This window comes from Bacteroides fluxus YIT 12057, assembly GCF_000195635.1.
Lineage (GTDB): Bacteria > Bacteroidota > Bacteroidia > Bacteroidales > Bacteroidaceae > Bacteroides > Bacteroides fluxus.
Window position 1 is genome coordinate 55,959 of record NZ_GL882630.1, and the last position, 13,890, is coordinate 69,848.

The 13,890-nt window shown below is 49.1% G+C and carries 6 protein-coding genes; 2 read left to right on the top strand and 4 right to left on the bottom strand.

Annotated features, from left to right (window positions below; translation table 11 throughout):
• Positions 1-149: 149 nt before the first annotated feature.
• From HMPREF9446_RS08095 to HMPREF9446_RS08110, 4 genes are all read right to left on the bottom strand, one after another.
• Positions 150-1,901, bottom strand: coding sequence for a right-handed parallel beta-helix repeat-containing protein (locus HMPREF9446_RS08095; RefSeq protein WP_245532259.1), 1,752 nt, complete (start codon positions 1,899-1,901; stop codon positions 150-152).
• Positions 1,902-1,966: 65 nt separating this feature from the next.
• Positions 1,967-4,147 (bottom strand): alpha-N-acetylglucosaminidase, encoded by a 2,181-nt coding sequence (locus HMPREF9446_RS08100; RefSeq protein ID WP_009125103.1) that lies wholly within the window; start codon positions 4,145-4,147, stop codon positions 1,967-1,969.
• Positions 4,148-4,149: 2 nt separating this feature from the next.
• Positions 4,150-6,363: a beta-N-acetylglucosaminidase gene (locus HMPREF9446_RS08105; RefSeq protein WP_039968810.1), complete on the bottom strand. Its 2,214-nt coding sequence runs from the start codon at positions 6,361-6,363 to the stop codon at positions 4,150-4,152.
• 81 nt (positions 6,364-6,444) lie between these two features.
• Entirely contained in the window at positions 6,445-10,425 is a 3,981-nt protein-coding gene (locus tag HMPREF9446_RS08110) for a two-component regulator propeller domain-containing protein (RefSeq protein WP_009125105.1), read from the bottom strand.
• 263 nt (positions 10,426-10,688) lie between these two features.
• Between HMPREF9446_RS08110 and HMPREF9446_RS08115 the strand changes: the two genes are divergently transcribed.
• Both HMPREF9446_RS08115 and priA read left to right on the top strand, forming a co-directional pair.
• Positions 10,689-11,237: a porin family protein gene (locus HMPREF9446_RS08115; RefSeq protein WP_009125107.1), complete on the top strand. Its 549-nt coding sequence runs from the start codon at positions 10,689-10,691 to the stop codon at positions 11,235-11,237.
• A gap of 140 nt (positions 11,238-11,377) precedes the next feature.
• Positions 11,378-13,849 (top strand): replication restart helicase PriA, encoded by a 2,472-nt coding sequence (priA, locus tag HMPREF9446_RS08120; RefSeq protein WP_009125109.1) that lies wholly within the window; start codon positions 11,378-11,380, stop codon positions 13,847-13,849.
• The last annotated feature ends 41 nt before the right edge of the window (positions 13,850-13,890 follow it).

Consider the following 13,890-nt stretch of genomic DNA (forward strand, 5'->3'; position numbering starts at 1 on the left):
CTTTTCGAACACCCTCGTGCTGTAATTATAGGGGTAATTCTTGAATATTGCCGTAACATCCCTTTCCCGGCACATAGTTCGGCTGCATCAGTTTCCCTGCATTTTCAAGTGTTTTCTCTTCCTGTTGTTTGCCGGAGTTACTCTTAGGGTCATTCCACAATCTTCACCCGGTTTACCTTCTCCAATAGGAAGCGGCTTTGGTTCCAGTGGAAAGGCTTGTATTCATTGTTTTTCTTGATGACATTGTGGCGGAATATCAGGCCATCTACCGACTTGGCATAGAGGATAGGGGCGTCGAAGGTATCGAACTCATTCTCTTCGATAAGGATGCTGCCCTCTTTGCCTCCGTGGAAATAGCGCTGTTGTCCGTCCAGGTCGGGTATTTCAGGATAAATGGAGATAACGGCGTTGGTAAATTGGAACTGATTGGTCAATGCATTGACGAAGCGGTTTTTGCGGATGACGACGTTGCGGCAGGCACCTGTCTCATACCAGCCGTTGCAGTCACCGCATAGCAGGATGGCGGCTCCGGAGGTGTGATCGAAGAGATTGTCCTCTACCACTACTTTTTGCGGGGTGCTGAACAGGGTACCCCGTGCCCGGTTGTTGCGGATGATGTTTCCTTTGAATTCCACTTCGGGTGTCCAGGTTAGGTTCTCGATTCCGTATCCTTCCTGTTCGCTGATCTGCGGGTCGATGGGATCGCGGAAAGTAATCTTGAACTCGCGGACACCTGCCGTTTCACTTCGGTCTGCCGGGGAAATGGCGGTTATGCTATTGGGCCGCCCCTGGATATCCATGGTCTTGGAACGGACAAACTGGATGCTGTCACCCGGTTCACCCCACTCGAATCCCCAGGACTGGTTGTGCATATAGCGTCCGATAAGAGTATGGTCGTCTATCCGTTTGGTCACTTTCAGATAGGTGCCGTGTATGTTGATGGCATCATCCATCATCCCTTCATACAAACCGTTGCAAGAGACGATCTTTCCTTTGCAGCCCGAGAAATGTGTGGCATCTGCCTGGGTAGTGAAGTAGCGTGGATCGTCCGTTCCTTTTAGGCAGACACCGAAGGATTGCAGGGTAATGTTCTCGCATAATTGGGCAAGCAGTCCCATGCCTTCGGCATAATGTACTTTTACATTCTCCAGTACGGTATTGCGGTTATGGTGGAGGAAAATGCCGGGAGCGGGACGGTACCAGGTACGCATGGCCACCACAGTGCCGGGGATGAGGCGGCTGTCTTTCCAGTGTGGGGCGGTGAGGATGCCGTCTTTGGTGGCGGTCACCTCTTTGGTGGAGAAGAACAGGTCGCTGGTGTTGTAAACGATGTGGCGGTTCTCTTTTTCAAAGGCGATGCCCGACGACGGACGGGCATCCCATCCTTTTCCGTAGGCTTCAAAAACGGAGTCTTTGGAGATGCGCCACTTTACCCACGGGGCAGGTTCAAAGGTTATCCCTTTCTCCGCATCATTCTCTACTATGCGGACCTGGCTGATGTGGGGATTGGCAAAGTCAATGCTGAAATTGCGCAAGGTGCAGTTTTCTGAATGGAGCAGTGCCAGTGGCAGCATTCGTCCGTGGAAGATCAGCTCGGCGCCGTTGCCTTCCAGTGTAAAATGCTTGAAACCTTCCAACTCGATGCCTACTTTCTTGGGGTTGGTCTGGTCGTGGTTGGAGATGTAATAGGTGCGTACTGCGGATCCTGTTTCATGGAAAAAATACTTCCCTTCCGTGAAGCGCAGGATAATGCTGTCTTCCGGGTTACATTCGGCCTTGATGCGGTTGATGACTCGTTGCAGGATGGGGCTGGCATTCTTCTTGCTGTCAGCTTTCAAGCCCATTTGGGCAAGGTCATAGGTGCGTTCGGCGCCGTTTAGGTTGCTCAGGCAGCTTGCCATGAGGAGGCAGAGGCATGCTACTTTGTTTAAATTCATTTCAGGTTGACTCAGATTAGGTTTTGGTTTTAGTTGATATGGGTTGTCTCTTCCGGTGAAAACAACTGGCGTTGTACTGCTTTTGCCGTTTCCACGCAGTCTCCTTCTTTTGTGGAGGAATAGGTGTCGTGCCGCAAGGTCCACGGTTCCTCCAATGAATAATAATCTATGGAAGAAGCCGGGTCACGGTCCGGCAAGTCGTTTAGGCGGTCAAGCCATGTTTTCCAGCGGAGGTAATAGAAGTCTTTCAGCAGACCGTTCCACTCCTTATGGGCGTAGTCGCGCAATCCTCCCCGGTCGGAAGCGGTACGGTTGCCCCAGGTAGTGATTTGTACACGGGCATTCCATTCCAGCCAGTCTTTCTCGGCCGGGGTATGTCCCAGGTTGCGGGCTTGCTCTATCCAACGGCCTACCTTGAATTCGGGGCGGGTGGCGAGCAGGCGGTCCTGTAGCAGGAGAAGTTCGAGAAAACGGTCGGAGGCTTGGCGGAGCAGCGGTTTGTCTCCGGCTTCGTAGCTTGCCTGGATTACTTTATAGATCAGACGCCCTTTTTCGGCTACTGCCTGGCGGGTGATGTCCACCAGGTCGTATTCAAAGTTATCGTTTCCCTTAAACTGTCCGGCCTCTTCCAGAAACAGTCCGGCGGCACGGATGACATCTTGGGGACGGTAATAATCGGACATCTCCGACCAGGATGAAGCTTGATAGGCTTTCAGGGAAGGGCGGGCGCAGAAGATGGATTCGTGCGTGCCTTGCTGGGTGGAACGTGGAGGACAGTTGTAGATGGAGTTCCCCAACAACACCCAGGCTTCCCGCAAGCGTGGCGTACATTTTCCGTAACGGGCGGCTATGTATCCTTCCAGCCATTCGTCCTTGGAAAATGTGGAAGGACGCCAGGGGAGTTCGCAAAGCAGTTCGTACATTACGGGATTGTTTTCCGACCCTTCCATTGTCATTCCTACTCCTTTCAAAGTGTTTCCGAAGGAACTTCTTGAAGCTTTGTAGTATGCATCGATCACGTGTTGCATCTTGCCGTGCAAGCCTACATTCCCGCCATAGTTCAACAACATGCAATAGAGCCATTGGTGTCCGTCGAAACCGTTTTCCCGATACCAGGAGGATTCGGGTTCACCCCATTGCGGGCGGCTTTCGGAATAGAGGTCGAGTACAAGCATGTCTCCCCTTGGGACATTCTTTATCATTTGTGCCCGTGGATTGGCTCCCCATGCCTGTACTACCCATACGGAATTCCGGCTGTTCTTTTTCATTGCCTGCCAGATGGCTTGTCCGGCTGCGTCCAGGTTCACTCCCGCCACCTTGCCGCCTTCGTGGAAAGGATCCATGCTGTAGAAGTCGGCTTTGCCGTACAAGCGGTTCATCTCTTCATAGTACAGGGCGGCTATTTCCCCGAAACGGGTGTCGGTAGGTTGCAGGAAGGCAGGACGGTTGTATCCGCACCAGGTGCCGGGATCCGACACATTCACTCCTAACTTTTCCTTTGCATTATGGGGCAGCATGCCGGAGTAACCCGGCAGTACGGGATGGATGCCGTATTCCCGCATGCGTTTCAGAATCCTCTTTTGCAGTGCGATGCGGTCTTCGTACCATGAGTCGGTGTTCGGTCCTCCCCATCCCTCCAGGTTGTTCATCAGCCACCATGCCTGGAAGGCGGGGCCTGCCACGAACTCATTCACTTCTTCTTTGGAATAGCCCAGCTTGGAAAGCATGTTGCGCCAGACGGCGTCTGTACCGACTAATGCCAGCGAAAGGTTGATGCCGTGCAGCGCCATCCAGTCGAGTTCCTGCTCCCAACGTGCCCAGTCCCAGAATGCCATGGTATAGGAAAAGGTGCAATAATTGAGGTCATAGCGATAGACGGAAGCCGTTTCGTGCCTTTCTTTACGGGTTACGGGCGGCAGCACGCCGGGAAGTTCGGCAGTCATCTTGTTCCATGACAGGTGAATGCCGGCGTAATATTTCAGATACCAGTTCAGGCCTGCGGCAATGCTGACGGGATTGTTTCCCCGGATGACTATCTTCTCTCCTTTCTGGTCCAGCTCAAAGAAATCGATGCCTGAGGAAGGCTTTTGCTCAATGATAAACTTGCCGGACGATCCCGGTGCCACTCGCTCTATCAGTCCCTTGACAGGTGAGGCACCGGCCGTCAGGGCGATACAGAGCAATAGGCAAAATAGATGCAGTCGTTTCATGGTTATTCTTTTTCTGTAAGTTTGAACGTCTTGAAATATACTTTCTGCTCGTTGCCTGAAATGTTGGTGAGCCTTATCTTCAATACTTTCCGTCCTTCCACTTTCACCTTCTGCAGGGTGTGTCCTTTCCATGCGGTCTGCAGGTCTGCATGCTGCCATTCTTTGCCGTCAAGGCTGGTTTCCAGTCTGAAGTGGGCATAAGTCTCTTCCGGTGCTCCTAAATCGATCCTTAAAGAGGCGAGGACGCGCGGACGGTCCATCGAGAGGGTGAGGGATCCGTCTGCCTGCCAATTGATGACTTCGTTGGAGGGGGCTACGCTGCCTTCTTTTCCCTTTTGCTGTGTGGGAAGCATGGCAAGCTGCGCCACGTTGCTTTCCAATGTATAGGGTGAATAGATGGCACGGGCGTTCAAGGCGGTGTGGAACTGCCGGTTGTATTGTTGTGTGGAGGCTTCGAACAAGGCGTCGAAAGTGGGCATCAGTTGTCCGCTTCCGCTTTTTACTCCTTGCGGATAGCGGGCGTCATTGTCTGTCATCAGGGTTTGCAGTGCTTGCGCATGTGCATGGCTCGGGAGGAAAGCCTTTTCCTGCCGTTGCAGGCGGATCATGTCCAGTACCGCCTTTCCGTATTCGCCTACCAGTTTGAATTGGGAGAGCCAGGGGCTGATTTCATTTATAAGCGGACGGTTTTCATTGCCGGAAGCGAGCAGCATGTCGGCGGAGGTGATAATCTTGCGGCACTCTTCGGCCACCTGCCGGTAGGCCGTTTCGTCTATTTCTCCTTTTTCCTGATAATTCTTCAGCAGCGCGGAGAGGGCGGGCTGTATGTTTGTGGATTCCTCGCGGCGGAAACCATGGCCGTTCTTGCCCAGGTCGGAATTGTGGATGGCGAATGTCTCCAGATATTCGGCATGGAGCGGCATGAGGTCCTTGATGGCATGCTTCCAGGAAGTGTTGCTGTCAAATTTTTCCATGTTCCAGGTATAGTCGGCCACGCTGTAGAGGGAAATCTTGGAGGACTCGGCATGTTCCATCGGATTGGAGACAAAAGCGGACATCTCATCCTTGACATCGAGCCCGTTGCCATAAACGGGACCCAGCAGAAGGTGGTCGCGCACATAGTCGGACACGGGGAAATTCCACCAGATGTAGGCTTTCCGCTTGATCAGCGGGTTGATGAATTCCAAGGTAGGCTTGTCTATGGTGGCGATTACTTTGTTTCCGGTCCACATGATTTGGATATCTTTGTTCAGCTGCTCTCCAAGGGTGGTAAGGTAACCTCCCTTTACATTTGACCAGGATTTGTTGTATTCCGTGGGACACATCACCAAAGGAGCGACATCCTTTTTGGGCTGCACGAAGTGGTTGTCGATGTAGTTCAGCAATTCGGCTTGCTTGCTCGCTTGGGTCCCTTCGCCGGAGATGTCGTCGAAGAAGACGGCAAACCCGCGTACACCCAATTGGTACATGCTTTCAAATTTCTGCAATAGCAGCGAACGGTCTTCTTCGTTCCAGCGGATGTCCTGTCCCGGATGGATGGCCCAGTAGAAAATGACATTGTTTTCGCGGGCCTTGTCCACAAGCTGCTTGATTTGTTCGGCTTCTTGGGCAGGGTAGGGCTTGCGCCAGTGCGGGGTGCTGTGATAGGGATCATCTTTGGGTCCGTAAAGATAGACGTTCATCTTGTTCCGTCCATAGAACTCCAGCTGGCGCATGCGGGCTTCCTGGCTCCAGGGGGTACCGTAGAATCCTTCTACCACACCTCGGTAAGGGACATCGGGATAATCGCTCACTTCGATGAGGGGCAGCTTGTCTAGGGTGAGCAGCTGGGCAAGTGTCTGCACACCGTAATAAGTTCCCCGTTCATCGGCTCCGGCAATGATGATGCGGTCTTTATCTATTTTCAGAAAGTAGCCTTCCGGCTTTTGTGGAATCCGTTTCCGGTAGTTCTTGACCGTTTTATCGTCTTGGGTGCCGATGTATATGCGGAAGCCGGCCTTGGGGGCTTCTCCCGGCATCAGCGAACGGAGCAGGGGCAACGTGTTCCCGGTGCTCAGAGAGTTTCCGGACAGCAGTTGGTATTGCAGGGGAATGCTGATGGAGTCATCCTGTGAAATATATTTTTGGGGAGTGGGTTGCAGCCGGAACTCCTGTGCGTGGATGGTTGCGGTCGCCAATAAACTGAATGTGCCGAGTAGCAGTAGCTTCTTCTTCATAATAATAAATTTAAGGAAATGAATATTATCTTTGCAAATATGGAGAAAATAATGCGAATATGCCATATACGTTCTTTATTTTTAACAGCCTCTGTATTCTTGGGGTGTCTGGTTAAAGCAAGCTTTGAAACAATGCCTGAAATAGCGTAGCGAGTTGAATCCTGTCTGGTAGGCTATTTCAGTTATTTGCAGTTCCGGACTGCTTTTCAGCAGTTCTGCGGCATGCTTCAGACGGCTGTTTAAGATAAATTCATTGGGCGTCATGCAGCTTAAAGCTCTTAGTTTGTTGTAGAGTGAACTGCGGCTTACGGCCAATTCTTTGGCCAACATGTTGACATCAAAAGCCGGATCGGCCAAATGCTCCTTCACTATATCTTCCAGTTTGGTCAGGAATTTGGCGTCAATGGGATTTAAGGCCAATGCCTGTATTTCTGTTTCTGCCGGGATACCGGCAGAGATATCCTTTCCGAATTTCTGTTTCAGAAGTTTCCGGTTGCGTATGATATTGGCGATATGTCCCAGCAACATTTTGTTGTTGAACGGTTTCTCGATGTAGTCATCGGCGCCGCACTGCAGGCCTTCCATCTTTTTGTTGTCGGAAGTCAAGGCCGTCAGCAGTACAACGGGGATATGGCATAGCTCAAAATTGTTTTTGATTTTGGAACACATTTCGATGCCGGACATTTCAGGCATCATGATGTCGCTCAAGATAAGTTCCGGACGTTCTTCCATTGCTTTCCGCAATCCTTCCTTGCCATTCATGGCAATGCTTACCCGGTACAGCGGGGATAATAAGGAAGTCAGTATCTGCAATAGCTCTTCGTTGTCTTCCACCACTAATATGCAATCTTTGTCCGTGGGACTCTCTTGCGTTCCGGATTCTTCTTCCGTCTTTTCCGTGCGGTTTTCCGTCCCGGTGTTTTCTTCGGAAGGGACGGCATAGTCATAACCGGATGTCTCTTGGGTGGCAAACGTTACATAGTTGTCTTCTTGGAAGAGATTGTCTTTGGGTAAAGTGACGGTGAAGATGGTCCCGTATTGCAGGGCGCTTTGTACGCTGATTTTACCGTGGTGGAGTTCCACCACTCCCTTTGACAGGGCCAGCCCTATGCCGCTGCCTGGAGAGGAGACTGCGGTATCTACTTGATAGAAACGGTCGAAAATGTATGGCAGCGCTTCCTGTGGAATGCCTTCACCCGTATCTATTACTTTGATTTCGACCGTTGTTTCCTTTTCGTGAATCTGCAACTCTACCTTACCTTTTTCAGGAGTATGCTTGAAGGCGTTTGACAGTAGGTTGGAGAATACTTTTCTCAGTTGTCGTCCGTCATACCAGCACATCAGGCTTTCTGCATCTGTCTGGAAGTCGAAATGTATGTTCTGCAGCTGTGCCTGGTCGGTAAAGTCCAGATGGATTTGCTTTAGATAAGCTACAATGTCAAGCTGGCATACGTGGAGTTGCAACTTGCCTCGTTCCATTTTTCTGAAATCAAGCAACTCGGATATCAGTTCCCTGAACTGGAAGGTGTTTTTATAGATTTTCTGCAGGCGTGTCCGTAAGAACGGGGAATGGTTGCCGGATTGTAGCAGGGCTTCGATTTGTGAGATTATCAATGTCAAAGGGGTACGGAACTCATGTGAAATGTTGGCAAAGAACTGGAGCTTGGCCTGTATGAGCTCTTCATTCTTCTCTTTTTCAAGCTTTTCCTGTGCCAGAGAGGCGCGAAGTTGCATCCTGGTTTGCCAGTTGTTCAGGAGGACATAGACTATGGCTGCCACGATGCCTGTATAGATAAGGTATGCCAGCCAGGTGGCCCACCAGGGAGAGTGGACCACAATGGATAACTCGATGGAGTGTACGTCGTCGAGTGAACCTTGCTGCTTCTCGCGTACGATAAGTTTGTACTTGCCCGGATCTAAATTGGTATATACAATCGTGTTGTTATAACTGGTGCTCCACTCTTTGCTGAAGCCTTCCAGCCGGTATTCGTAGATTTTTCTGTCGGTGTTGTCTATATAGCTGTTGGAGGCAACGGTGATTGAAATGTTGTTTTCATTGTATTCCAGGTTTATCCGGTTGGCAAAAGGCAGCGCCGCACTCAATATGTGGTTGGGCGTTTCGCATGAAATCAATCTGTCATTGACCGCCAGGGATGAAAAATACAGGTTGTATTGAGGTGAGGGCGTAAGGAGGGAAGTGTTCATGAAGGAGGTCATGCCCGAAGCGCCTCCGACGAATGTTTCTCCATTACGGCAAATCAACAAACCGCACCCGTCGTTGATTGCTGATAAATGCAATTGGCTCTCGGCGTCAAGCATCCTCATTTCCCGGGTCTCGGGATGATAGATGAGCAAGCCCTTTTCATTGGAAATGGCCAGATAGCCGTGCGGAGTTACTGCCAAGTCATAGCAGTAGTGGATATTGGAAACGGCGCACTGTTCAAAACTGTTTTCCCGGGGATTGAACTTATACAGGCCTGTGCCGTAGGTTCCCAGGTATAGGGTACCGTCGGGATATTCCGCCATTTCCAGTACCTGGAATTTTCCTAAACCTTTTTCTCCATACTTATAGATGTATTTTTCCTCGGGTTTTTGCATGTTGATCCTGACTATTTGCTTATGTTGGGCTATCCAGATGTGTTTTTTTGAATCAATCAGGAAAGAAGATCCCCCTCCGCGCGTTTCTTGAATGGATGGATACAGATAGCCGGTAGTTCCGGTCTGCAAGTTTTTCACAAGCATTCCTTTGCTGGAGAGTATGTAAAGGCTGTCTCCCCGCAAGGTTATTTTAGAAAGGGATGTCCCCATTTCTTTCGTGTGATATTTTAGATTTCTGGTAGGGATGTCAAAACAGAAAAAGCCTTGCTTATGAGTTCCTACATAGATACAATCGCGAAGTTTGTCGTATTCTATACATTTTAAACTGTTGAAAGATATTCCTTTAGTTTTACCTTCTGTAAAATAGTGAGTAAATAGCCTTGTCTTCCTGTTTAAATAATTTAACCCTCCTCCTTCTGTACAAATCCAGATGTCTCCCCTTTTATCTTCTACCATATTACCTACAAAAAAGAAACTGAGGCAGTCTGCTCTGTTGGCATTCTCGGAATAATGTCTGAAGAAATTCATTTGGGGATTGAAGTATTGTACACCCCCATAATAGGTGCCTGCCCAAATGGTACCCTGCGAGTCTTTATAGAGTGAGAATATGGAGGAGTGTTTCAGGTTGCCGGGTTGCGTATCCTTTTTATAATATGACACGTTTCCTGCTGTGTCTATCTTGTTCAAACCATTAAAGGTTCCTATCCAGATGGAGCCTTCATTATCCTCTACAAAGCACCGTACATCATTGTTGGATAATGCAAAATCCTTCTCTATGACAAATTTCTGGCTGATTCCGTTTTCTATCTTGTACATGCCTTGGCGGAAGGCCGCTACCCACATCCTGCCTTTTGTATCCCTATAAAGTGAATGGACATTGACTTCGGCTATGACACAGACCGGCGTAGGGGTGGCCAGGTTGTCTATACGGTACAGCCCTCTTGAAGTACCGAGCCATAGGCAATCGTTGGTATCTGAATAAAGGCTGGTTATATATTGGCTTGGTTTGAGACGATAGACAAAGGCAAACTGCTTCTTGGCCGGATTCCACTTGAAGACGGAATCCTGTGTTGCCGCCCATACGGTATGGCCTTGTGCATGGAGGCAGTTGACTTTCCGCTGCAAAGGCGAGAACTGCTCTTTGTGGAGGTCATAATGGATAAGCACATTGTCCGAAGTAAAGAAGATATTTCCTTGTTTGTCACTTACAAGATTATGGATCTCATTTCCAAGAAAATTTCTGGTGGGCTCTGACGATGGTTTATAGACAGTCATAGAGTTGCCGTCATAGCAGCCCAGCCCTTCTAAGGTACCAAACCACATTCTCCCTAACTCATCCTGGCAGATGGACATGACCGAGATCTGGGGCAATCCGTCTGTCTTGCCTATATGTTTGAAATAGACATTTCCTTGAAGCGTGAGAGACACGACTAAAAACAGGTATAGCAGCAAACCTTTTTTCATAGCATTAAGGGTGTTTTACTCTTTGATTGAGCATTTGATAAGGGCAAAAGTAATACTTTTCGTTATAAAAATACATAAATCCATGTCGTTAAAGGGGGAGATTGCGTACATTCGATGTTACTTTTTTGTGTACCCTTTGGATATTTGCTTTTCTTTTTTGAATGTAGGCAGGCTTTGGGCATAATCGAACAATTTTCTACATATATTGTTTCTTTAGGAAGATTTTACATATATTTGTCCCGTAATTTTAAACACAATGAATTATGAAAAAGAATTTTAGTGCTTTCATGATAGCCGTATGCTGTATGTTTATGGCTATGCCTGCTCAAGCCCAACTTATCAAGTGGGGTGTCAAAGGTGGTGTGAATATGACGAAGATAGACTGGGATGGTGGAATTGATGGAAATAAACAGAATTCTACCGGCTTCTTCATCGGCCCGATGGCTGAGATAACGATTCCCATTGTAGGCTTGGGAGTGGATGGTGCCTTGCTTTATTCTCAGAAAGGAGAGAATGAACTGAAGCAGCAGGGTTTCGAAGTGCCTGTCAACTTGAAATATACCATCGGCTTGGGAAGCATGCTGGGTGTTTATCTGGCTGCCGGTCCTGATTTTTATTTCGACTTGAAGAAAAAAGATGCGGTTGACCGTAAAGCCCAGGTTGGACTGAACTTGGGAGCCGGTGTGAAACTGATCCAGCATTTGCAGATTGGTGTGAACTATCAGATACCGTTGGGTGACAGCTTCAAGGTAGGCAACGCCATCGGTGCAAAGAACAAGACTTGGCAAGTTTCCGCCGCATATTTGTTCTAAAAGAAAAATAGAATAACTTTATAAGTATAAACCTCCTTGCTGCAGTGTGTGGCAAGGAGGTTTTTGTTTGTTGAAGGTTCTCTGTATGGAACATTGGCAAGCAAGGATTTTTCGTATCTTTGCACTATCTTTGTCCCACGATGGAAAAATTTGTAGATGTCATATTGCCCTTGCCTTTGCACAGGTACTTCACTTACTCCCTGCCCGAGGAAATGGCGGGAGATGTGCAGATTGGTTGCCGTGTGGTAGTGCCTTTCGGCAAGAAGAAATACTATACGGGGATTGTGCAGAACGTTCATTATTTGAAACCGGAAGAATATGAGGTGAAAGAGGTGACGGCCCTGCTGGACGCTCATCCCATTTTGTTGCCCGGACAATTCAAGTTCTGGGAATGGGTGGCGGATTATTACCTCTGTACACAAGGTGACGTCTATAAAGCGGCGTTGCCTTCAGGCCTGAAGCTTGAAAGTGAGACTATCGTAGAGTACAATCCGGATTTTGAAGCTACGGAACCGTTGCCGGAACGGGAGCAGCGAGTGCTTGACTTGCTCTCTGTCGAACCCGAACAGTGTGTGACAAAACTAGAGAAGGATACCGGTTTTAAGAATATTCTCAATGTGGTGAAATCTTTGCTTGACAAGGAGGCTATCTTCGTGAAGGAAGAGTTGCGGCGTACTTACAAGCCTAAAACCGAAACCCGTGTGCGGTTGACTGCCGCAGCAAGCAACGAGCGTCGTCTGCATTTTTTCTTTGATGAACTTCAACGCCGTGCTCCCAAGCAACTGGATTTGCTGATGAAATATATCGAACTGTCCGGCTGTCTGGGTGGAATGCGGAAGGAAGTCACGAAGAAAGAACTGCTGTTGCGTGCCTCTGCTACTCCTGCCGTATTCAATGGGTTGATAGACAAGGGAGTATTCGAGGTTTATCAACAGGAAGTGGGGCGTTTGGGAGACGGTTCCTCCCATGTGTCCCCGTCTTTGAGCCCACTGAATCCTCTGAATCGGCATCAGCAACAGGCACATGATGAAATAGTGGAAAGTTTCAAGACAAAGAATGTCTGTCTGCTGCATGGTGTAACTTCAAGCGGCAAGACGGAAATCTATATCCATCTGATTGAAGAAACCATCCGCCAAGGCAGGCAGGTACTCTACCTTCTGCCCGAAATAGCCTTGACCACCCAGATTACGGAGCGCCTTCGGCGTGTATTCGGTTCCAGGCTGGGGATTTATCACTCCAAGTTTCCAGATGCCGAGCGGGTGGAAATCTGGCAGAAACAACTTTCGGGAACAGGCTATGACATCATCCTGGGGGTACGTTCTTCTATTTTTTTGCCTTTCAAAGATTTGGGGCTGGTGATTGTGGATGAGGAGCATGAGAATACCTACAAGCAACAAGATCCGGCTCCCCGTTATCATGCCCGCAACGCTTCTATTGTTTTGGCGGCAATGCAGGGTGCCAAAACCTTGTTGGGCACTGCCACCCCTTCCATCGAAACCTGGTACAATGCCACTTCCGGAAAATACGGGCTGGTAGAGTTGAAGGAGCGGTATAAAGAAATACAATTACCGGAAATCATTCCGGTAGATATCAAGGAACTGCACCGGAAGAAACGGATGAACGGTCCTTTCTCTCCTTTGCTCTTGCAACATGTCCGTGAGGCGCTGGAGCAGAAGGAACAGGTGATTTTGTTCCAGAACAGACGGGGGTTTGCCCCTATGATAGAATGTCATACCTGCGGGTGGGTACCGAAATGTAAGAATTGTGATGTGAGCCTGACTTATCACAAGGGGTTGAACCAGCTGACATGCCATTATTGCGGATATACGTATCAGGTGCCTCGTGTCTGCCCGGCTTGCGAAGGTGTGGATTTGCGTAACCGCGGTTTTGGTACGGAGAAGATAGAAGATGATATCAAAGCCTTGTTTCCTGAGGCAACCGTGGCACGTATGGACTTGGATACCACCCGTACACGCTCGGCTTATGAACGGATTATTGCTGATTTTGAGCAGGGGAAGACGGATATACTTATCGGAACCCAGATGGTTTCAAAAGGGTTGGACTTCGACCATGTCAGTGTAGTGGGCATTCTGAACGCGGATACCATGTTGAACTATCCGGATTTCCGTGCCTATGAACGGGCCTATCAGCTTATGGCGCAGGTGGCAGGTCGTGCCGGGCGGAAAAATAAAAGGGGACGGGTGGTGCTGCAGACCAAGAGCATTGACCATCCCATCATTCCGCAAGTCATTTCCAATGATTATGAAGGAATGGTAGGCGGACAGCTTGCGGAGCGCCAGATGTTCCATTATCCGCCTTATTACCGGCTGGTATATGTCTATCTCAAAAACAGGAACGAGACTTTGCTTGACCTGATGGCGCAGACGATGGCGGGCAAACTTCGTGCTGTGTTCGGCAACCGGGTGTTGGGGCCGGACAAACCTCCTGTAGCCCGTGTACAGACTTTGTTCATCCGGAAAATCATCGTGAAAATAGAAATGAACGCCCCTATGGCACGTGCCCGTGAACTATTGCTCCGGGTGCAGAGAGAGATGTTGTCCGAAGACCGTTTTAAGTCATTGCTGGTTTATTATGATGTAGATCCCATGTAGGATCTGATGGCAAAAAGGGACATGGATAGGATAACGGATCG